Origin of the sequence: Sporosarcina aquimarina, assembly GCF_033253705.1 — a bacterium.
GTDB lineage: Bacteria > Bacillota > Bacilli > Bacillales_A > Planococcaceae > Sporosarcina > Sporosarcina aquimarina.
On record NZ_JAUBDH010000001.1, the window covers coordinates 463,748 to 487,195 of the forward strand.

Sequence of the window (23,448 nt, forward strand, 5' to 3'; positions counted from 1 at the left end):
AATTCATATATGTATTTCATTTAGTATACAGCGCGTGGATAATTTGTACTAGTGATATTACTTATTTTTAAGGTTTTTTTAATTAATTTCCAAAAAGGTGTAGAGGATTGGAATTTGTTAGGGTTTAAAGAGGGCTTATGATTTAGTTATATGAAAACACTTGGATATATTTCAATGAAAAACAGAGACAGAGTCAATCAGCCTCTGTCTGTCCTTCTATTTTATAGAGTGAATCCGCGATTACTGCGACGTTTGTCCAACTGATCGTCTTCTAACGAATCTTCCGTAACGCGGCTTTTTTGAGGAAGGTTTGAATCAGTTTGCGGTTCGCCTTCCGCTCTGCCTGGATGATCATTGATGGCATCTTGGAATTCTTGACGTCTGCGTTCTTCTTCAGGATCACGGCCTAGTTCACCGCCCATGTCAGTCGTCTCCAATCCATTGGTGATGGAGTCATCCGCCGCTACGCTGAACTCCGAGCGCTCTTCTACCCGTGTATGTCTGTCACTTCGGCGTCCTGGTTCTTTCCGAACAGGTTCATCGTGCAGGGGTTCATTGATAACGGGCTCTTCGTGAATCGGTGCATCATGCAATGGGTCAGTGACAGGTGGTTCAGCGTGCAATGGTTTATCATGCAACGGATTTTTGACAGGCGGTTCGGGCTGCAACGGCTGTTCCTCTACTGGTGTACCATGCATTGGATCCATACCTGCAGGTAAATCGGTGATTTCATTGCCAGAAATGACGTCATCTCCAATCGGTTCGCTGTAAACAGCATCTGTGTGTGATGAATCAGTGTGCAATTCGCCATTGCCCATCGATTTGTCTTGAACAGGTGTGTCGTATAATTCGTCGTTGTGAACAGCACTGCGGCTCACCGGTTGTTCTTTATACCCAAGGTCGTCGGAAGTGTTTGTGTAGCCCGTTACAGGTTCGCCAAATGCAGGCTCTTCCGGAGTCCGCGTCACTCCGTCACCAGGTGGCGCAACCCACGTATTCGCACCTAAATTCGGGTCTCCAGCAGGTTCTTCCATGCCGAACTGACGGCCGACTTCTTGAGTCTGGCCATTAATGTCGTTACCTTCGTCGACATACAACAGCAAACTGCCATTATTCACATCCTGATAAAACCCGGCTTTCTCGTCTTCACTGAATCCGAGATCATCCATCATACTACGGACACGATCTTCGCCCGTCATGAAGTCCATGAACTTATCGAGCCACGACTCATGCGTCGTCTGAATCTCAGCATCCGTCCGGCTCTGCAGCATCTTCACATCGTCCTCACTTTTCGCAATGACGAAAATTTGATGATCCGTATAGCCTTCCATTTTCAATTCCTGCACTTTCGCCATAAGTTCCTGCTCTGTATGAAACATTCCGATAAATCGTTTTCCGCTTTCCATTATAAAACGCCTCCTATGGGATTGGTTTCTCACTATCGTTAACACGTCGTTACCCACTAATTACCCGACGCAACGAATCTGAAAACCTATCCACCCGATTCACACGAAAATGTAATAGGAGTGTAATAAATAATCATGATAGGAGTGAGTCTATAGTTGCGGAAAAAGGTTTGATAATGTAGTTCTTTGGGTATAGTTCTATATATAAATAGAACAGTTTAGGGGCATAGGCTTATGAATGAACAAATTACACAATTGCAAGAGAGAATGCGGCTTAACCGGATGAATGGGTCTTATAAAGAAATGATAGAAACCAGTTATCAATTGCTGCGCATTGCGAAACAAACCAACAATCAAAAGCTGGAAATGGACGCCTATGCAAATTATGCACTTGGATTTTATGCAATCGGTGATTGTAAAGACGCATTTCACTACATGGAACTGCACGCGGATTTATGCGAACAGGTTGGCGATGCTGAAGACTACATGAAGTCCTATCATGTTTTCCATTTGCTGTATGACTACACTGAAAACTATGATATGGCTAAAACAGTTCTTGAAAAGAGTATTTCCCTAGCGGACCGCTTAGGAAAAGATCAGCTAGTAAGTGAAAATTGCAGCGCACTTAGTGGAGTTTTAAGCCGCATGAATGACTATGATGAAGCGTTGCGTGCTGGAAAAAAAGCAGCTCGTATCGCTGCACTTCATGATCCGTATTGTCCATCGTTAGTCTTGAAAGCAATTTTGGCAATAGCGAATGCTTGTTTAAGTATAGGCAAGTTGGAAGATGCGGATCTGATATTACATATGGTAATGAAAGACCCTGTCATTCAAGTACAAGAGAACGAAAAGATGAAATGCTATCGATTAGCTGCAAGGCTGCACGTTTTGCAAAACGACTTGGAGGCCGCGCTTGAAAGTTTGAAATGCGCGAAGGAGAGTGCGCTAAAAACAAATAATTATAAGTATCAAAAAGAAATCCATGAAGAACAAATCGAATTGTATCAACAACTGGAAATGTATAAAGAAGGGTTCGAAGTCCAACAACAACAAATTCAGCTGCTTCAACAGCTCCATCAACAAGAGACAGCGAATGCAGCGCTTGAATTGGAAATGAAGATGAAGCTGCAAGAACTAGAACGGGTGGCGAACACTGACTTTTTGACGAACGTGTCAAACCGAAGAGCGCTGGAACTAACCGCCAATGAGTGGCTGCTTCAAGCGGACAGGGTCAAAGAAAATGTTGTTTGTATCGCGTTTGATATCGATAATTTAAAATTGATAAACGATGAATTTGGTCATCCATTCGGCGACTACGTCATTCAGTGCGTGGCACAAACGTGCAATGACTTGCTTCGCTGCACAGATAAGACGGGAAGGATCGGCGGCGATGAATTCGTCGCGATTTTGAGAGGGATTTCTATAGGAGATGCCTGCAGAAAAGCGCATGATATGTTAGACGCGGTGACTAATTTGATCATCGAACAGGAGGGAAAACGAGTACCCGTTTCACTCAGTGTAGGAGTAGCGGAAAGCCGATACGGAGACATTACCGAATATGCGACGCTCTATCGGCATGCGGACAGTGCGCTGTATCAGGCGAAAAATAGTGGAAAGAGTCAAGTGTGCTGCAGGTTAGCAGAACCCGTTTAAGTGGAGCGGATTATGAGTGACTATTTATTTTAATGCTATAGGAGGAGGAAGCTCTCTCTCTCTTTGCCAGGCTGATGCTGGCGGAGGGGGAGATTTTTGTTGAGGATTAGGTTGTCGGACAGACGAGAGGGAATGTCCGACATTGGGGAGGAGTTCTAGATCAGTGAGGGGGGGTTGTCTTTCACTGTGTATGATTTGTCCGACACAACGGGAAGTTTGTCGATAACGAGATACAATTCAAGAGCATTAAGGGATTAATTGGTAGCGCTTCGCGCGTTGAGGGATGGACGAGCGGGAAGGAATTGGGGAACTCGCCCGATTCTTTGTGCGCCCGCCCGTTTTAGCTGGCGACCCGCCCGATTATCGTTGGCACCCGCCCGCTTTGCCCAGCTACTCGCCCGATTTCACTTGAAACCCGCCCGTTTTGGCAGACGACCCGCCCGATAGCCTATGCCAGCATGTACAATTCAAAGTCGTTAAGGGATTAATTGGTAGCGCTGCGCGCGTTGAGTGATGGGTGAGTGGTGAGGCATAAGGAATCGGTAATATGGCGGCGGGTATCGGCAATTTAGAGTGAAGAATCGGCAATATGGAGAGTTAATCGGAAAAAGTGAACAATTCAACTGTGAAATTAGTAGGAGAATGTGAGAAAGGTAGGTTAGGGACGGGCGTTTCAGGGAATGTTTCTGTAATGGGATTTTTGAGAGGGGCTGAGGATGGGTGAAACGTGTGATGTCGATTTTTGCTGCTGGAGGATTAGTGTTTTCTATGGCGGCCCCGGTATTTGCGGAAGATGATGAGAACTTAGAAGTAACGATGGAGTGCGAAGCGCTTGATCCTTCGATTTCCATTGAGGAATTGGATGGAATGGAAAGTGTAGAGAATGAAGTTAAACCTTCCGAAACTGAAGAGGTTGACTGCGATCCCGAAGAACAGAATGTATCCGACAAAGATGAAGTTGTACATAATGATGAACTTGAAGCTGTGTGTTCAGAGATTGATTTGGAAGATGAAATTGAAATAGAGGATTCTTCTCAAGATGGCGAACTGGTTTCTGAGGAAGAAGCAGAGTCAAAAAGTGAAGAAGACGCGGCTACAGAAGAAGAAAGTCTGACTGAACCGCAAGTAGAAGCTGCTGAAGAAAAAATTTGTATAGAGGCAGAAACTTCTGCTGATGAAAAACCACATAACCCAGTAGAAGAAGATACAGTTCAAGAAAGCGAAGATATCGAGGAGCAAGTGGAAACAGTTGTTGGAGAGTCGAGCGTAGTAGAAAAAGACAGCGTTGAAGTCGATGGAAAATCCGATGAACTAGAGTCTGATGACGTAGAAGAACCCACGGAATTAGAACAGCCTATCGCTGAAGAACCAGCTCCAGAAATCCCTGCAATAGAACCAGCTAAAGGGGAAGTTTCCACAGCAAGCGTTGAAACTAGTCCGATTATCCAAACGGATATTGAAATTGAAACCATTGCCCCGAGTGGCAATTCGACGAATCAAGGGTCGAACAGCAACTTATCGGGGAATGGAAATTCATCCAACACAAATGGAACAAATAACAATTCATCAGGCGTAAACAATTCTTCAGGCACGAACAATTCTTCTGGAGTGAATAACTTAACCGGCTCCAATCCTTCCTATGGATCGAATATCGGCTCAGGCACAAACAATACTAATTCGAGGCCAACTGTGAACCAACAATCAGGAAGTCAATCAAATCAAGGGGCGGGTTCAGGGCGCTTGCCGCAAACAGGTGGCGTGATGGATCAAACGCGAGTGATCTTGCTGAGTAGTTTGATGATTTTAGTGGGAGCTGTGTTAAAAATTACAGCGTCACGGAAACGCAAATTTGACTAAGGGGGTGCAGTCATGAAACGGCTAATCCGTTGGACGGGAAATCTATTAGTGCTGGCGGGGATTTGTTTGCTTGCGTGGCAATTCTTCGGATCGAAGAAAACGGAAGGCGTGCGGGAGCAGCAATTGGAAGCGTTCGCGAGCTTGAAAGCGACAGAAGAAGTGCAAGCCGAAACTTCGGTGAGTGGAGCCAATATGAGCACTACAAAAAAGAGTGATGCTCTCGAGATTCCGGAAAAAGAAATCGGAGACTTGGTCGGCGTCTTATCCATCCCCCAAGTCGACATTAATGCACCCGTTACATATGGAGCAACTCCAGAAATATTGGATAGCGGATTCGGAGCCATCCCAGGTATGGACGAGCCGGGAATCGAAGACGGAAGTTACGCAATCGCGGGGCATCAGTCGCACGTTTTCGGTCAGTTTTTCAATCGGATTGACGAACTTGAAACAGGAAGTCAGTTCAGTTTCGAGACGATTGCGGAAACCCAAACTTACGAAGTGTACGACGTGCAAGTCGTGAATCCGGAAGAAGTCGAAGCCATTGCATCGGAAAACGGGATCGCGAAATTATCACTCGTTACGTGTTATCCACAAAACAGCACAAAACATCGTCTCATCGTCATGGCGAAACGTGTGGATAAATAACCTTATCCACAAATGGACTTTGGAGTGTTTGTGCTAAACACTATTACCACCCCAACCTACCCTGAAACGAGCAGAAGCCTAATTTGCGCGCACTATTCTATCAGTTTCATGACATATACTTTTAGGCAACCGTCCAAATGAAACGTTAATCAATTACATATTACCTGAAAATTAAAAAAAGATATGCCCAGGCCATCCACAACCCGGGCATATCTTTTTGCTATTCACTCAATTATCCACAACGTTGCTGATCTGATAATAGATGCCTTCATCAATAATCACAGTGTACGTCTTGCTCTTTTCAATGAAGTTCTGCTCACTTTGCACATCCGTAATCGAATACGACAGATCCATCGTGACGAGTGCCTGACCTTCGTAAATCGCGATTCGTGATATGGTATCCGAGTAAAACTCATAATGACGGCCGTCTGCAGCCACTTCCTGGATGAACTTCTGGAATTCAGCTGCGATTGGTGCATCCGGTTTCAAGTAATCCATGATGAACACCGATTCGCCTGCTTGCAGCGACGCTTCGTATTCTTGGCGGAACATCGTCATGAACGCCGTCAGACTTTGTTCATTGAATTGGCCATCAACTGGATAGGCATCGCCTTCATGGTCAAATTCATAATCATAATCGTCCTCGTATTCATCTTGCTCATAAGACTCTTCTTCACCCTCGTAAAAATCAGAATATTCATCGTCATACGCGATATCACCTTCATAATCATATCCTGCGTAGTTTTCATACACACCAAACAGCGAAGCAACGGCGTTTGAACTCATAGGAGACGCTGCCCATTGGTCCACAAGACCGATTACGCTATGCATCGGAATGGAGAATCCGAAAAAGTTATTTTCCTTATATAGAAGAGAATTGATGCCGATGACTCTTCCGGTTTTCGCATCCAGCAGCGGACCGCCGCTGCTGCCTTGGTCAATTTGTGCATCGATCTGGTAGATCTTTTCGTAGACGAAGTTCATTTCCATGTCGCGATTTAACCCGGTTAAATAGCCGATTGAAGCTGAGTTTTCAAATCCTTGTGGACTTCCGATTGCGATGACTTCCGTGCCAATCGATGTTTCGGCACTCTCCATCGCAAGTGGCTGCAGTTGGCTGAATGCATCCGATTGTATCAGTGCCACATCGTAGCGATCTGAAATTCCGATCACTTTTCCAGCAAAGTCTTTTCCATCGGAGTTGCGCAGCACCACGTCAGTATATCCTGCAACAACGTGCGCATTTGTGACGACGTATCCACCTTTTTTGTACAAGAAACCGGAGCCTTGAGACTCGCCCGTGAAAATAGTGAATACACGCGGCAGCGACTCTTTAATCACTTCAGTCTTTTCCTTAGTCAGTTTTTCTGAGCTGACTTTTTGCTGTTTCGGTTGGCTGGGTGGAATGACAACTGGCTGAATGGGCTGCTCTTTTTCGCCAGCTGCAGTTTCAATCGGCTTTACAGGTTCTTTGTCGGATAAATGCAAGAGCCTTCCGTAATCCCATTCGACGAAATACCCGATACCCGCTACAGACAGAAGCAATACGATAAGTGAGCTAACGGCAACAGGCATCATCCAGCCTATTCGTTTCTTTACTTTCACCGGTTTGCCGCAGTTGGCGCAGAACTTTGCATCTTCCTCGTTTTGCGTTCCGCAATGTTGACAATACATCCAACCAGCCTCCTTGAATATGAAAATATTGTTAAATTCATAGTATCATAGTTTTGGTTTTTTAGAACCATATAATTTGAATTCTACTGATCTTGGCAGTGCGACAATAGTTTGGGAAAATACGAAACTTTGTTTTATGGAAATAGGCATAAATTCTTTTATTCGACATACATGGCGTAGGTACGCACTGTCATGAATATTTAATGAAAATGGAATGTTTAGCAATATACTGAAGGGTAGAGGCGACAGTACTAGGATTGTCATATCTGGTAATCCTTTACCTAATGCGAGAGGAGGTGACTACGTGCGTAGGTTCATAGGGGCAGTATGTACTAGTATTCTGTTATTTGCAGTTCCGGCTGCAGTTTATGCTGAAGAAAATCCGAATGAACAAGCTGAACAGAAACAACATAAAGGTCTCGTTCGCGGATTGCTTCACCAAGTAAAAGACACCGTTGACAAAACAGTGAAATCTACAGGGGATCTCGTGGAAGAAACCGTGTCGTTCACTGTAGATACAGTAGAACGAACAGTCAATCTCACTACGGAGACAGTCAAAACAGTTACGGATCCAAAAGAAAAGAAACCAGTGAAAAAAATCGTAGAAAACACGACGAACTTTGTCGGAGAGACGGTTGAGAAAACGGCTCCAGTCGTTGAACAAACGACAAAAACTGTTGAAACCGCTGTAAACGAAACGGTGAAAGTGACGAAGCCTCTTCCGAAAGTTCCTGTTGTGACACCGGTCGTGGACAAGACGACAGAAACGGTCAATAAGGTAACGGAAGAAACGAAGAAGACGGTGGATAAAACCGTTGGGACTGTAACGGAGACGGTTTCGAAACCACTCAAGAAAGAGCCCGTCAAAGAAAAACAGCCAGCAGCGGAAGAAAAGCCGGCAGAACAACCTGTGAAAGAGCAGCCGGTTGTTACGGAAAAACCAGCAGAAAAACCGACTCCTTCTGAAACGGAAAAGGCGCCTTCTGCAAAACCTGAAACAGCGGAACCTTCAAAACCAACGAAACCGGAAACCCCAGCGGTAACGGTGCCGACAGAAGAGAAGCGTCCCGAAGTTGCACAGCCAAAAGCAGAAGCTGCAGAACAACCGTCAGCTGATGAACATACATCTAAGGAAACGGCAGCTCAAAACGAAGCGCAATCAGTGAATTTATTTGCAATAAAAGGAATTGAACCAATCGATGAGCAATTCACGATGGAAAGCAAACAGCCTGAATTCGTGAGCCAGACGGAAGCAGCTGAAGAAAAGACATCAGAAAATGCTATGACAACAAGCAATGCGGTTCCATTGAAACCAGTTAGTGACAGCGCATGGATGCCGAAAGTTGAACTCATTACAGGCGCAACATCGGTTAGTGTTTCTGCACCCGCGACATCTGCAAGTGCAGGTGGAATCGGTGCGGTATTGTCGGACGATTGGCATATGAAAGAGAAGATTCTTCATCAAAAGTGGTACGCAGAAGATATTCTTGGTGTTCTTCAATGGAGTCACGCACCACCCGGTCAACCACCCCAATCCACTCCTTTTTTATACGTGAGTTAAAAAACGATAAAAAAGGAGAGAGATTAACATGAAAATGAATTAGATGAAAACTATTGGAATGACAACTTTAGCTGGTGCTTTGTTTGTGACAGTGCCTGTGAATGTATTTGCGGATGAGGGAGAAGACACGTCGGGCAATCAGGAAGAACAGTCCACGATTCTCGATATTCAATTGGACAATTTGCCGATTGTCGGAGATGTGAAGGTTCAATTGCCGAAGCAATCCGAGGAATCGGACAACAACGCAATCGCCAATGTTCAAGTAAATAACGGCATTGCGGACAACGTTCAAGTGGAAGTCGCGCCTAAATCCAAAACGGAAACAGAGGAAACAAAATCAGTCGCTGCGGTGAACGTAGATACTGCAGTAACGGAATCTGTTCAAGCAGACGTTGTGACAAAGAAATCCAGCAAAGACGAATCCGGCAGCGAATCGAATGCAGCAGTCGTATCTGTGAAAGCAGAAGACTTACCCGTTGCAGGCGAAACAACTGCGGATGTCGTTTCAAAGAACGTCAGTCAAAAAGACGGCGTAACAACAGTTGACGAAGGCGTGGTCCAAGCGGATCTGAACGAATCTGAAGTTCTCGGCGATACGCATGTAGGTGTTGCAGAAAACAAAGTGACAACAGACGAGAACGGGTCAACACAAGTGGACCAGGCAGTTGTGGAAGCGACTGTTGAAGACGCTCCAATTCTAGAAGACACTCATGTCGGTGTGGTAGACAGTCATGTTACCGCTGATGAAAACTCAGTGACACAAGACGGCGGTGTAGTCGATGCGACTGTCGGCGAAGCGCTAGGCGGTGCAGTGGAAGATGCGCATGTCGGCGTGTTGGATAATCACACTGCAGCAGATGAAAACTCAGTCACACAAGATGGCGGAGTAGTTGACGCAACAATCGATAACATCTTAGGTGAGACTGTAGAAAATACACACGTTGGTGTGTTGGATAACCATGTTTCATCAGTTGAAAACTCAGCCACTCAAGACGGCGGAGTAGTTGATGCGACAATCGATAATATCTTAGGTGAAACGGTAGAAAACACGCACGTTGGTGTGTTGGACAACCATGTTTCATCAGAGGAAGACTCAGTCACACAAGATGGCGGAGTAGTTGACGCAACTATTGATAACGTCCTGGGTGACTTGGTAGAAAATACACACGTTGGTGTGTTGGATAACCATGTTTCATCAAATGAAGATTCAGTTACACAATATGGCGGAGTAGTTGACGTAACTATTGATAACGTCCTAGGAGACACGGTAGAAAACACGCATGTTGGTGTGTTGGACAATCATGTTTCTTCTGATGAAAACTCAGCCACTCAAGACGGCGGAGTAGTTGATGCGACAATCGATAATATCTTAGGTGAGACTGTAGAAAATACACACGTTGGTGTGTTGGATAATCATGTTTCAGCAGACGAAAACTCAGTCACACAAGATGGCGGAGTAGTTGAAACGACAATCGATAATATCTTAGGTGAGGCTGTAGAAAATACACACGTTGGTGTGTTGGACAACCATGTTTCTTCTGATGAAGACTCAGTCACACAAGATGGCGGAGTAGTCGATGCAACAATCGACAACGTCTTGGGTGAGACTGTAGAAAATACACACATTGGTGTGTTGGACAACCATGTTTCTTCTGTTGAAGATTCAGTTACACAAGACGGAGGGGTAGTTGACGCAACTATTGATAACGTCTTGGGTGACGTAGTCGAAGATACGCATGTCGGGGTGTTGGACAATCATGTTTCTGAAACTGAAAACGGCACCACACAAGACAGAGGCGTAATTGACGCAGTTGTGAACGATTTACTCGGACTTGGCGGCTTGCATCTTGGTGTGCTGGACGAGCATAGCAACGAAACGGAAAACACTTCAGATCGTACGAGTGGTGTTCTTCAATTGGGTCTGCTCGACAAACTCCTTGGTGAGACAGCTGTCAACTTGCTTGCGAGTAAAGAAAGCACGGATGAAGAAGGGACAACGAAAAACTCCGGAGTCGGCTTCATTACCCTCGATTTGCCGTTGCTTGGAAAACTAGATCTTGATCTTTTGACGCAAGAAACGTTCATTCCAGTGGTTACGGCAGCACCTGAAGAAGAGCCGACACCAGATCCGGACGAAGGAACAACGCCAGGTGAAGGAACTGAAGACCCGGACGACGAAACGGTCACTCCTGGTGAAGATCCAGACGGCGAACCCGAAGTTCCTGGTGAAGACCCTGAGGATGAAACCGTCGTACCAGGTGAAGAAATCGAAACTCCTGAAGAAGATCCGATTGCACCTGAAGAAGACATGACCAATCCAGACAATGGTGATGATGGCGCGGATAACGGAACAGAAACTCCAGACGGTACAACGGATAACGATAACGACAGCAACACCGATTCAAATGATGATGCAACACTTCCAGGAGGCAGCGATTCTTCCAATCCGTCAGACGGAATGGGGAACGGAACGTCTGCAGTGGATCCATCCGACATGGATTCTAGCCTAACTGGAAACTCAGCGATTGCCCAATCAGGCATGGGGTCAAATTGGATTACCCCGACTGTCGGTTCATCGAACAATGCGTTGGATCGCCTTCCACAAACAGGTGGCTTATTAGATGCAACGGGCATGTTGCTCATTGGGCTTCTTACCTTGTTAACAGGTGCATTTCTTCGCAGATGGGCCATTCAATGAAAACTCACAGGATTCCTGATCAGAATCTAGTGAACAATTGAATCATTGGTGCATACACTGACAAGGTGCCATCCAATCCGGACGCGGACTGGGTGGCACTTTTGTATGAAGTATCTAGTTCTTTCTTAGTAAAATTAACAAATATTAGTATTTTAGTAGATTGGATAAAAATGTTATGTTACATTTATGTTACAGAAATGTTACATTGACGTAACAAGGATTTTAACACCTATATAATCAGCATCTTTTCGCAATTCTTTCCAATCAGGTAAAACGATTTCTGAATTGAAATCGCCCCATAACAGCAAGCCAATTAGGAGGAATGAAGTTGAAGAAATTCACATCATTATTAGCAGTAGGAGCATTGTCTCTTACACTGGCGGCGCAACCTGTTGCAGCTGCAGCAAGCTTTCCGGACGTACCGGACTCGAACCGTTTCCACGATGAAATCAATTACTTAGTGGACCAAAAGATTATCACTGGGTATTCAAACGGAAACTTCCAGCCGAAACGCAACGTGACGCGCGGAGAGGCCGCAATTATGATTGGCCGTACATTGAAGCTCGATGGCGCAAAGCGCGATACGAAGTTCAAAGACGTTTCAAAAAACTACGGAGCTAGCGGATATATTGCCGCGGCGACTGATAAAGGAATCATCGGCGGATTCAAAGACGGTACGTATCGTCCGGACGCTACTATCTCACGAGGAGATATGGCGATGATCATCGACCGGGCATTCGAGTTAGTTACTAACTCTCACTACCAATTTAAAGACGTCGGTGTCAAGATGACTGCATACGGAGCAACACGCGCACTAGCAGGGAACTATATCACGACGGGCTATCCTGATGGTACATTCAAACCGAAGGGCACGGTAACACGCGAGCAATTTTCTGCATTTATCGCGCGTGGTCTCGATATTGATTTTAAACAGAAGACTCAAATGAAAGACAGTTATGCATATGATTTAACGAAGCAGTACGTATTCGCCGGACCTGAAGGGGACCGCATGATGACGTATAAGTATGAAAGCAAAATGATGAACGGCAAACCGCTAGGCTATACGTGGGAAAGCAAGAATTTGAAAACTGGCGAAGTGAATTATTTTGGCCAATCCGAAAACAGTGAATACTTGATGGCAGGTATCCCTTACTCAGATTATTCTCCAGCCCTCAAGTATCCAGTGAAGCTGAATAGCAAGTGGCAGATTGGGATGAATTCTAATGAGGTAGATCAAGTGACAGGTGTGAATAAGACAGTGAAGACGTCTTATAAAACTTTCACGGGTGCAGTAGAGGTTACTTCGAATACGGGGCATAAGACGTATTATGTGAAGGGGATTGGGCTTGTGAAGTCTATCAATCCGAAGGGTATTGTGGTTAGTGAATTGAAGAGTTTGAAGTAAGAATGTAGTGCTGTTCTGGGCGGTCATGTATGACGCTTGGGGCGGCTTTTTTATATGGAGTGTTTAACGGTGTTGATTTACGCTTCATCCGGACGCTTTCCTAGGGGCTCGACTTCAGCCTCCTCGCTCGCTACGCTCCCTGTGGGGTCTTCAGTCTTCGCTGATCCCTAAGGAGTCGCCGGATTCCGCTTCAATCAACGGAGATTATTGATATAGAATCTGCTTAAATCATTGCACCAGAATTCTAACAAATGGGGGGGAGGAAAAGGGAAAAAAGAGAAAAGAGCGAGTAGAGTGTAGTTGAGGCAGATAAAAGCGTACACTCAACTGTTCTTTTTTGACACAGTACCGACACATTTCGTGTCTGGGGTTATTGCTTTTGGAATATAGGGATTTGCTATACTGAATTTATAAAGGATGAGGAGTGAATCAATGAAGAAGTTAATGATGGCAGTTGCAATTATAGTAGGTTCTTTCGTTTTGGCAATTCAACCCGCTGCAGCGGCGGCAGGGTTTTCGGATGTCCCGGCGTCGAACCGGTTTCATGATGAAATACAGTATTTAGTAGGGCAAGAGATCATTACTGGGTATGAAGATGGAACTTTCCAGCCGAAACGTAATGTAACGCGCGGTGAAGTCGCGATTATGGTCGGACGCGCATTTGACCTGGACGGTACGAAGCGTGAAACGAAGTTCAAAGATGTAAACAAAAGCAACGGAGCGAGCGGGTATATTGCTTCAGCAACTGAAAAAGGAATCCTTGGCGGTTATCCGGATGGCACATTCCGTCCCGCTCAACAAATTTCACGTGGCGATATGGCGCTAATCCTGAGCCGTGTGTTCGGACTTGAGTTCGGCAGCATCCGTTTTTTCGGTGATGTCGGAGAAAACATGAAAGCAGCCGACGCGATCTATAACATCGCAGGCGAATACATCACAACGGGTTATCCTGACAATACATTCCGCCCGCACGGAAAAGTAACGCGCGAGCAATTCTCTGCATTCCTTTCAAGAGGAATGAGCCCGGAATTCAAGCAACGCGCAGTCGGCAGCGAAGGTTTCGGACAAAACATGACGAAACGTTATGTGTACGCAACTCCAACTGGAGATGTCGAGCAAGTCTTCCAAAAAGGCCTTAAAGGTTTTAACGTTCCGAAATATGCTGGTTTCGCATGGATGAGCACAAACTTGAAGACGAAGGAAGTTGTTTACTTCTTACAAGAAGAAACAGCAGAAGAGCTTGTGACGGTGTTCCCTTTCTCAGACAGCGGTGTGGTCGACTTAGTGTATCCAATTGAAGTGGGATCTGGTTGGTACATGGACGAAGAGGAAGAACTGGTGGATGTAATCACAAGTGTGACGGCAACGGTAAAAACGCCGTACAAAACGTTCACAAACGCAGTGGAAGTCACTTCTGATACTGGTTACACGTCTTACTACGTCAAGGGCGTAGGGCACGTGAAGACGATTGATGAGAACGGTGAATCAGTGAGTGAATTGAAATCTGTGGAGTAATTCTATTTCCTTTCCATGAGCAACTAAGATATTAATTAATAGTGGATCCGTTGATTGAAGTGGAAGGTGGCGACTCCGGAGGGACCAGCGAAGATTGAAGACCCTGGACTGAGCAAAGCGAGGGAAGCGGCTGAAATCGAGCCCCTCGGAAAGCGTCCACCTGCAACGTAAATCAACACCGTTTACTCGAATAGGATATCGCGAAAAGTCATGTCATGGCTTCTGCGATATCCTTATTTTTTATTCACGCACCTTTTTACTTTGATATACTAGACATATCCATTAAACGAAGGAGTGAGTCCATGAAACGAATCATGACAATGCTTGCGGTCCTAGTATGTTCTCTAGTCATCGTCGCACAACCCGCAGCGGCAGCTGTAAGTTTTCCTGACGTGCCAAAATCCAGTCGATTTCATGATGAAATCCAATACTTAGTTTCCAAGAAAATCATCACTGGCTATACAGACGGCAAATTCAAGCCGAAGAAAGACGTCACGCGCGCTGAAGCTGCGATCTTGATTGGACGTATGCTGAATTATGACGGGACAAAAAGGCCAACCAAATTCAAAGACGTAGGCCAGAATTCATCCGCAAGCGGGTACGTGGCGGCCGCTACAAAAGAAGGGATCATCAATGGATATCCCGACGGTACATATCGTCCAAACGCCCTCATTACAAGAGGGGACATGGCAGCAATCGTGGACCGCGCATTCGATCTGCAGTTCACTTCCAAGTTCTTGTTCAGTGACGTTGGAGAAAACATGAGAGCATCTGTCTCAATCCGCAAAATTTCATCGGCGGGCATTACAGCGGGCTATCCCGACGGCACGTTCAAACCGATTGGCAGCGTCACACGCGAACAATTTTCCGCCTTCCTTGCACGAGGCCTGTCTGCAGAATACAAACAGCGCGCAGCGATTGCTGACTCATTCGCTCACGACAAAACGAAGCAATACACATACGGAGGCACAGCCGGAGATCGCGTGCTCACCTATGTGAACAGCGACATCAAAATCGAGAACTCAAAACTAGGTTTTGTTTGGCAGGAAAAAGACTTGAAAACGGGGACAAGCCAATACTTCGTAGAAGACGAGAGTTACCAAGGCTACGCAACGGGGCTCCTGCAGTCCGACTACTACGTCGAGCTGCTGTATCCAATTGAAACCGGCAAGTCATGGAGCTACTTCCAAGAGAAAAGCACCTACACAGCCGTGCACAAAACTGTCGTCACACCATACAAGACATTCCCGAACGCTGTAGAAGTCTCCACTTCCACAGGTTACAAAAACTATTATGTAAAAGGCATTGGGTTAGTGAAAGTATTGGATAAAAACGGGAAAACTGTCTCCGTCCTAAAGGGGATTAAGTAAGCCCATCGGGTCGGATGCTCATAAATCGAGGAATCCGGTCATAAACTGGAGAAAGTGCTCATAAATCGTGGGAACCGCTCATAAACTCGAGAAAGTGTTCATAAATCACAAAATCCGCTCATAACGAGCCAGGGCAGTGATTGATTTGTAGCGCTTCGCTTGTTTAAAAGCCTCAAGGGCTTCCCATAATCACAGGAGAGTGCTCATAAACAATGAAATCCGCTCATAAGCTCGAGAAAGTGCTCATAAATCACAAAATCCGCTCATAAACTCGAGAAAGTGCTCATAAATCGCGGAATCCGCTCATAAACTCAAGAATGTGCTCATAAAATACGAAATCCGCTCATAAACCAGCGAGAACAGTGATTAATTTGCAGCGCTTCGCTTATTTAAAAGCCGCATGGGCTCACGCTCCTACCGAAGACAACCAAAAACCGCCACCCCTTACCCAAGGAGTGGCGGTTTTCGCATACAACTTAATCATTTCACAGCATCTTTTCCATACTGCTTCCCAAACAGCAAATCATACTGCATCAGCTGATAATCCTTACTCAACTTCTTTACCTCAGCCGGCGTCTCGCGCGACAGATTGCCGTCCGCGTCGATCTTCACTTCACGCGTGAACCCAGGCATCTTCTCGCCGAACTGCTCCAGCAGCTCATAATACACAGGCTTGCGAATCCCCGCCATCGTAAACATCGTCGGTCCAAGCTGGTTCGGACTCAAGTGGTCAATGTCAGGAATCGGAGCATCAAAGTTATTCCACATCAACAGGGGAGTGGAACGCGTCTTCTCAAAGTCGCCTAAATCCCACTGGCTTTCACCCGCACCGCGCGGAACGAAATCGGCCACTTTGTACAAACGATAGTCCTGTCCAATCGCCGGCAAATGATCACCGAAGAACGCAACAACCGTCGGCTCATCAGAATCTTTATAGTGATGGATCAACTGCTCCAGTGCCTTATCCGCATCATACACACCTTGCGTGAACGACCGCAGCAGGACGTTGTACACATCGTCGACTCCTTCAGGAACCGTCGTTTTGACATCGAACTTTTCGTATTTATCCGCCGCATAACCCGTATGGTTCTGCATCGTCACGGCATAGATGAACATCGGATCATCCGACGCTTCCGTCCGCTCGATAATCGTCTTCGTCACTTGTTCATCGGAAATGAACGGCCCTTTATAAATCGGATCCGTAAACGACTTATCATCTAAAAACTCATTGAATCCAAAATGCTTATACACCGTCTCCCGATTCCAGAACCACTTCGCATATGGGTGAATGGCGAGCGTATCGTAACCAAGCCCCTTCAAATAGTTCGGCATCGCTGCGGGCTGCTTGTCCTTCACATATTGCTGATAGGGAACGGAGCCCACGGGTAAGAAGTTATTCGAGAAACCGGTCAGCACTTCAAACTCAACGTTACTCGTTCCTCCGCCAAACGTCGGCGACAACAGCCAGCCCGTCTGATTTTCGCGGATGAACGGCATCGGATCCGGGTCGAACTGAATCTTCTCAAGCAGCGTCGGATCCCAGAACGATTCATTCATCACAAAAATGATATTCGGCTTTTTATCTGTCGCAGAGTTAGGAACCACCGCATCTTTCTCCAGACGCTTCACGATATCTTCAATCGCACCTTTGCTATAGCCATTCGGCGCAAGCACAATAGCACTCTGCATGTTGAGCATGAACGCTCCGTAAAAGCCGTTCGTTTCATAATTTTTCTCTTGATTAAACGTAATGTTAGACATCTTCGCGTCTTTCAACGCAGTTTCCATATTCGGGAACGTGCGATAAAAAATGAATGCACACAAATACACAGCACCCATGCCGACAAAAATCACACGCACCCACCAAGGCAAACGCATAATCGGCCGCGGACGTTTCTTCAGCATGTACACGAATAAGCCGACCAGAACCGCAAGCACCACGACGATCCAGACAAGCGCGCCGCCAACATTGCCTTGCTTATAAATATTCGGCAGCAAGTTCAAGACGTTATTGTACAGCAGCAAGTCCCAAGGATATAAGTTCTCTCCAAGGAAACTGAACTTGAAGTAACTGAACACAGGCAGCAGGATCACCACGAGGTTCGTGACGATGAAGCTGATGAGGAATCGGTTGATGATGCCGAGCAACACAAGGAATAACGCGAATCCAATGAGCGCATTCAATATATAGGCGGCGGGCATTTCCTTCACCCAATCCATCGCGTCGTCGTACGAACCGAGCAAGAAGGACTCGACGCCGATGACGAGGACGAGGAACCAAACGACAGCAATGATCATGGCAACAAAAGACTTCATACTAAACTTGAACTTCACAACACCGCACCTCTTCATAACGAGTTTTCATTCATTCATTGTATCATATTGTTTCCTGACACGAAGTATTAGGGATGAAAAAGGAGATGCCCCGACAGCCGATAAAGCGACAGCTAAGACATCTCCAGATAATAAACTAAAAGAGTAGACGGTGTTGATCTACGCTACAGACGGACGCGTTCCGAGGGGCTTGGTCTCAGCCTCCTCGATTCGCTTCGCTCCCTGCGGGGTCTTCAACCTGCGCTGATCCCTACGGAGTCGCCGTCTTTCGCTTCAATCAACGGTGTCGTGTTGAAACAAATGCATTACTTACATAAAAAGAGAGTGATCAAATCACTTTACTTCACTATAACGACTTTTCGTTCATTCATGGTCTCACAACTTTTTCCCCACAATACCCAGAAGGTAAAGTGTTCTAAGTAGATACCCTCACCCAACCCGATTCGTTGATTGTAGTGGAAGGTGGCGACTCCCGAGGGATCAGCGAAGTCTGAAGACCCTGGACTGAGCGAAGCGAGGGAAGCGGCTGAAGGCGAGCCCCTGGGAAAGCGTCCACCTGCAACGGAAATCAACACCGTCTAATCTCCTAATTAAAAAAAGCCATCCAAGATGCACTAACCCCCACACCTTGAACAGCTCCCCATAAATCACTTCACCTTAAACTCCGTAACGCTATCCTTCACCATAGACACACCTCGCGCATTCTTCGCGAAATGTGTCACAACCAAACGATAACCCTTACCTGACGCATAACCCGCAGCCGGTGCCTTGACGCTCACCTTACGCGCATCATCCGTCTTACTCACAGTCACTGCCTGGCGTACACCGAACTCATCCTCCACATACACATACCCATCCGTGAAGTAACTCGCATCCATCGGCTGCGTGAACTTCACCGTGAACATCTTATCCTTCGCTTCAGTCCGTGCTGAAGCAGAAGGTTGGAACGCCCGCTCCTGATGAGCTTTATCCGAATAACGGACTTGCAGCTTATCAAACAGCAAGAAGCCTTTATCTTTCTTATCCGATGAACGCTCCGCAACGTAAATACGCTGCAGCATCAATGGCGCAGACGCACTTGCCGGAATCTTCGCCGTCACATACTTCCAGCCCGTCCAGTCGAGTCCGTCTTCCTTTGTGAAGTCCACGATTACTTCTTTACCCTTCGCGTCAAGCAGTGATCCGCGAAGCCAATGCTTATTGCCGTCGCCATATACCCAAACCCCGAGCTCTTTCGGATTCGATGAAAGAGGAAGTCCGCTCGTCCAATTCAAGTAAGCAGCGGAAATTCCTTCTTTGTTCGCTGTGAAATCATAATCCAACCGAACAGACGCATTGCCGTCATGTGCTTGAATGTTCTTCTCAACAGACGCGCTGGCAGAAGCCCGGATGCCAGAAGCATCCAATCCCGACAACGATTCAAACGATCCAAGTTGAACCGGCTGATCCGTGACAGTCACAGGCACAACCTTTTTCTTGCTGCCGTATGTCGCAGTAATCGTAGCAGTACCTTCTTTTGCACCCGCTGTAAACGTCTTGCCTTTCAGTGTCCCAGCACCCGATGCACTTAACTTAATCGCATCTGAGTTAAAGATCACATTCTGGTTTTTCAGCTTTCCGGACACATCAAACGACAACGATTCGTTCGTTCCAAGTGTCAAAGCAGACGGATTAAACACAATCTCATCAATCGAATCCGTCACCGTAACCGCGACATTCACTTTCGCCTTCTCATATCCGACTGTCACAGTACCCGTTCCAGCCTTCACACCGACAAAACGATTGTTTTCAATCTTCCCGATGCCGTTCGACACACCCAATAATTCAACTTTTGATTGATCAACAGACCGAACGTTCAAATACTGATCCAGTGCAGAATCGACTTTGAAACCGACCGATGCACCAATCCCAACTTGTCCAGCTTGTTCTTGGCTGGCAGAAATCGTAGCTGCCACGTCATACGGTGCTGTACTGATCGCTTCCAAAATCGCGCTCACCGAACGGTCAGTAGATTCAGAAGGACGATTTGCCAATGTAGGGTAGACATTACCCGGCTTCCGAGTAACCATCGTCGTCGATCCGCCGCCGTCCAAATTCAACGCCGTGTACGCACCTTTTGACACCATGTACTCTGCGAATTCCTTCATCGTCATACCTGTACTCTTTCCTCGTAACCCCGAGTCGGCAGTGAAGAAATAGACCATTTTCCCGGAAGCATCGGTCGCTACCGCAGTACGAGCCGTTCGCCGCAATGCTTTTGAACTGTTGTAATCGATCGTCATATCGACTTTACCGTTTTGTACGAGTAAGGGGCCCGACGCCAACATGAACTTCGAATCGCGCCATGCAGAATCCACATTATAAGAAATCGAAACCGCATCGCCGACTTTCATATTACGGATTTTATCCACTTCCGATCCATGCGCAGAAAGGACGAATCCTCTGCTTTTAACCGGAACCGTAGCTGGTTGCGGATCCCCATTCGCACGGATACCCACAACTTTACCTGTCACTTTTTCACCAAGCGCCATACCGCCTTCAGCGGATTGACTCGTCGCCACAATGACTTCCAATCCAGTTCCGTTCGTCCGGGTCGTCTCATACGGCCAGCTGGATGTGAAGAGGATGCTCTCATTCATATTGCGTTCCCGGTTCAGCGAAGTCATCACAACCGACTTCCCATTATGTTCAATTGTCGGAGAAAGCGTATATGTACCAATCTTTCCTTTATTATCAGCAGTCATTCCAAACGCTGCCGGCGTATGCATGAAGTCATTGGACTGCGTCGAAACTGCACCGACGTGCTGAATCTGTTTACCTTTCGTTAACAAATAACTCGGGTAGCCATTACTGAAATGAAACAATGAGGCGTTGATGGCGCCCACGACGTGATGGTTCACTTGCGTATGTGCCGTCGCCAAAGAATTGACCGTCGCCAGTTTGTTGAATGGAGAGTTAATCCCGACATCCACCGTCGTATACGGCTGTGTCAAATTGACATTAAGCTGATTCAGCGTCTGGGCATTGCCGTTCACCGTAATCGATTGTTTCGAATGATATACCCCTTGAGAAACACCAGCAGCATCTGCCTGGATGAGGGTAGTACTGAACAACGCGACCGCAGCAACCCCAGAAATCAGTGTGCGTTTCAAAAACATGAAAAAACCCCTTACTTCGTTTGATATGTCCAGTATAAGGAAAAGGTTGCTGGAAGGATATAGGACTAAAAATCTATAGCTAGATTAGAAGTTTAAAAATGGACAAAAAAAAGCTAGAAGACACAGGGGGTCTCCTAGCTTTTTTCGGCCTCAACAATTCTTGCTATATTCTATAAAACAGGGTTTACCTACACGTATTATCTTAACACACTTTCTAGAGAACACAAATACAATTACTCAGGTTTTTAAGAAATTTGCAAGGGTGTCTTCGGTCTTATTTTTCTTAAAAGTCAAGATACTTCTTCCACTTCAGGCGGCTCAATCTTAGAAAGTCCATCCACTTTGTAAATGAAAATCGCGAACTCGCCGCGTTTGATGGCATCATCCGCACCGAAAGTTGTAGCCGATTTACCTTGTGTAATGCCGTTCCGGACCAGTGCACTCACATAGGGCGCAAACCGCTTATTGACATCCGTAAATGGAATCGGGGAGTCTGACGCTTTCATATCATAGGCAGACGCAATTACTTTAGCCATCTCATTACGCGTCATCGTATCATTGGTCCCGAACCGGGTCTCCGTCTTACCCGAAACCACGTTACGAGCAGCCAGCGCGTTCACTGCCCACGCACGATTTTTCGGAACATCTGAGAAACCAGCATCAGGCAAGTTACTTGTTTCGTCAAATCCAAGCGTACGCGCCACCATCACCGCAGCATCGATCCGCTTAATGGAATCTTGCGTTCCGAACGTCGTCTCAGACGTACCTTGTGTGTACTTTTGAGCAACCAAGTAATTCACTTCTGTTTCATAACGCGAGCTGACGTCCGAGAACGCCGCCTCTGACGTAGACGCAAACATCGTAAACGTTAACACACCAGCTGCCAACACAGCTGTGATTTTCTTCTTCAAAAAGATAGCCTCCTCTAAATCCGCTTTCCCTAAGTCTACAATGTTTAGACAACCTGTGCCAAGGGACAAATGGCATACAATGGATGAACTGGATGGCAGAGGAGTAGTTTTTTGCACTTTGGGGAATGAGTGGGAGAAAGGCGCAAAACAATCGGGAGCCTTATACCATTCGACTTTTAGGAGGTGGGACCATCGCGAAACAGCGGACCGTTTTACGATAATGTGCTGCGTTCCAGAAAGCTGTAAGGAGTTCCAGATTCTCCAACATTCGACAGGTGCAAACCCGCGTTCTGTGCTATACTTCATATACACAAATAGAATTTCCAGGAGGATCCCATGACAAACAAAAAAACAGTGAAAAAAGTAATCATTCCTGCCGCTGGACTCGGGACACGCTTCTTACCGGCAACGAAAGCGATGCCGAAAGAAATGCTTCCGATCGTCGACATGCCGACGATTCAATACATCGTAGAAGAAGCGATTGCTTCAGGTATTGAAGATATCATTATCGTCACAGGTAAAGGCAAGCGCGCGATTGAAGACCACTTCGACAATGCACTTGAGCTTGAAGAGAACTTGATGCAGAAACAGAAGTACGATTTGCTGCAGAAGGTCAAGGACTCCGCGGCTGTGGATATCCACTACATTCGTCAGAAAGAGCCGCTGGGGCTTGGACATGCCATCTGGTGTGCACGGAACTTTATCGGCGACGAGCCATTCGGCGTATTGCTCGGCGATGATATCATCCGTAACGACAAGCCGGCGTTGAAACAGCTAATCGAGCAGTATGAAGAAACGGGCTCGAGTGTCATCGGCGTTCAGCAAGTGCCGCACGAAGAGATCCACCGTTATGGTGTCATTGATCCGGTAACGACGGATTTGCGCTTGATGAAAGTGCAGAAGTTTGTTGAGAAACCGAGTCAAGAAGAGGCACCGTCCGACTTCGCAATCGTTGGCCGGTATGTACTGACGCCGGAAATCTTCGATATTTTGAGTCAGAAAAAGGTCGGCAAAGGCGGAGAAATTCAGCTGACGGATGCGATTGAAGAGTTGAATATGACTCAGGACGTTTACGGGTATGAGTTCGAAGGACGTCGCTTTGACGTCGGAGAGAAACTTGGGTTTATCGAGACGACGATGACGTTTGCGCTGGAGCGCGATGATTTGAAAGATGATGTACTTGAGATGATGGAGCGGTTATTAGCTGCATACAAAACGAAAGTGAAATAAAAAAAGCGCCAACGGCGAGAGGTCTTAATCT

The 23,448-nt window shown here is 46.4% G+C and carries 14 protein-coding genes; 9 read left to right on the plus strand and 5 right to left on the minus strand.

The features are described from left to right. Window positions 1–221: 221 nt before the first annotated feature. Window positions 222–1,406, minus strand: coding sequence for a general stress protein (locus tag QT716_RS02205; protein WP_317934128.1), 1,185 nt, complete (start codon window positions 1,404–1,406; stop codon window positions 222–224). A 234-nt stretch (window positions 1,407–1,640) separates the two neighbouring features. Here QT716_RS02205 and QT716_RS02210 point away from each other — a divergent pair, with 234 nt between their 5' ends. The 3 genes from QT716_RS02210 to QT716_RS02220 all read left to right on the plus strand — a co-directional run bounded on the left by QT716_RS02210 (window position 1,641) and on the right by QT716_RS02220 (window position 5,561). Continuing rightward, window positions 1,641–3,059 carry a GGDEF domain-containing protein gene (locus QT716_RS02210; protein WP_317934129.1) on the plus strand — a complete coding sequence of 473 codons (1,419 nt, stop codon included), beginning with the start codon at window positions 1,641–1,643 and terminating at the stop codon, window positions 3,057–3,059. A 720-nt stretch (window positions 3,060–3,779) separates the two neighbouring features. Beyond that, complete coding sequence (locus QT716_RS02215) at window positions 3,780–4,916, plus strand: hypothetical protein (RefSeq protein WP_317934130.1); 1,137 nt, start codon at window positions 3,780–3,782, stop codon at window positions 4,914–4,916. A 12-nt stretch (window positions 4,917–4,928) separates the two neighbouring features. Continuing rightward, window positions 4,929–5,561: a class D sortase gene (locus QT716_RS02220; RefSeq protein WP_317934132.1), complete on the plus strand. Its 633-nt coding sequence runs from the start codon at window positions 4,929–4,931 to the stop codon at window positions 5,559–5,561. A gap of 228 nt (window positions 5,562–5,789) precedes the next feature. Here the strand turns inward: QT716_RS02220 and QT716_RS02225 are convergent, their stop codons facing one another. Then, window positions 5,790–7,235 carry a trypsin-like peptidase domain-containing protein gene (locus tag QT716_RS02225; protein ID WP_317934133.1) on the minus strand — a complete coding sequence of 482 codons (1,446 nt, stop codon included), beginning with the start codon at window positions 7,233–7,235 and terminating at the stop codon, window positions 5,790–5,792. A gap of 304 nt (window positions 7,236–7,539) precedes the next feature. On the opposite strand from QT716_RS02225, the gene QT716_RS02230 reads away from it, so the two are divergent. The 5 genes from QT716_RS02230 to QT716_RS02250 all read left to right on the plus strand — a co-directional run bounded on the left by QT716_RS02230 (window position 7,540) and on the right by QT716_RS02250 (window position 15,784). After that, entirely contained in the window at window positions 7,540–8,796 is a 1,257-nt protein-coding gene (locus tag QT716_RS02230) for a hypothetical protein (protein ID WP_317934135.1), read from the plus strand. 58 nt (window positions 8,797–8,854) lie between these two features. Continuing rightward, entirely contained in the window at window positions 8,855–11,494 is a 2,640-nt protein-coding gene (locus QT716_RS02235; protein ID WP_317934136.1) for an ICP22 family protein, read from the plus strand. Window positions 11,495–11,822: 328 nt separating this feature from the next. Further along, window positions 11,823–12,899: an S-layer homology domain-containing protein gene (locus tag QT716_RS02240; protein ID WP_317934138.1), complete on the plus strand. Its 1,077-nt coding sequence runs from the start codon at window positions 11,823–11,825 to the stop codon at window positions 12,897–12,899. A gap of 432 nt (window positions 12,900–13,331) precedes the next feature. Beyond that, window positions 13,332–14,414, plus strand: a complete 1,083-nt coding sequence (locus tag QT716_RS02245; RefSeq protein ID WP_317934139.1) for an S-layer homology domain-containing protein — start codon at window positions 13,332–13,334, stop codon at window positions 14,412–14,414. Between the two features lie 302 nt (window positions 14,415–14,716). Then, complete coding sequence (locus QT716_RS02250) at window positions 14,717–15,784, plus strand: S-layer homology domain-containing protein (RefSeq protein WP_317934140.1); 1,068 nt, start codon at window positions 14,717–14,719, stop codon at window positions 15,782–15,784. A gap of 480 nt (window positions 15,785–16,264) precedes the next feature. Here QT716_RS02250 and QT716_RS02255 read toward each other — a convergent pair whose 3' ends face one another. The 3 genes from QT716_RS02255 to QT716_RS02265 form a co-directional block, all read right to left on the minus strand. After that, on the minus strand, window positions 16,265–18,118 hold the full coding sequence (locus tag QT716_RS02255; RefSeq protein WP_317934141.1) for an LTA synthase family protein: 1,854 nt from the start codon (window positions 18,116–18,118) through the stop codon (window positions 16,265–16,267). A 647-nt stretch (window positions 18,119–18,765) separates the two neighbouring features. After that, the gene (locus QT716_RS02260) at window positions 18,766–21,276 is read right to left on the minus strand and encodes a phosphodiester glycosidase family protein (protein WP_317934142.1); all 2,511 of its coding nucleotides are present in this window, start codon (window positions 21,274–21,276) and stop codon (window positions 18,766–18,768) included. 290 nt (window positions 21,277–21,566) lie between these two features. After that, a complete protein-coding gene (locus QT716_RS02265) occupies window positions 21,567–22,187 on the minus strand; it encodes an S-layer homology domain-containing protein (RefSeq protein WP_317934144.1) in 621 nt (206 codons plus the stop codon). A gap of 336 nt (window positions 22,188–22,523) precedes the next feature. Between QT716_RS02265 and galU the strand changes: the two genes are divergently transcribed. Beyond that, window positions 22,524–23,417 (plus strand): UTP--glucose-1-phosphate uridylyltransferase GalU, encoded by an 894-nt coding sequence (gene galU / locus QT716_RS02270; RefSeq protein WP_317934146.1) that lies wholly within the window; start codon window positions 22,524–22,526, stop codon window positions 23,415–23,417. Window positions 23,418–23,448: the final 31 nt, after the last annotated feature.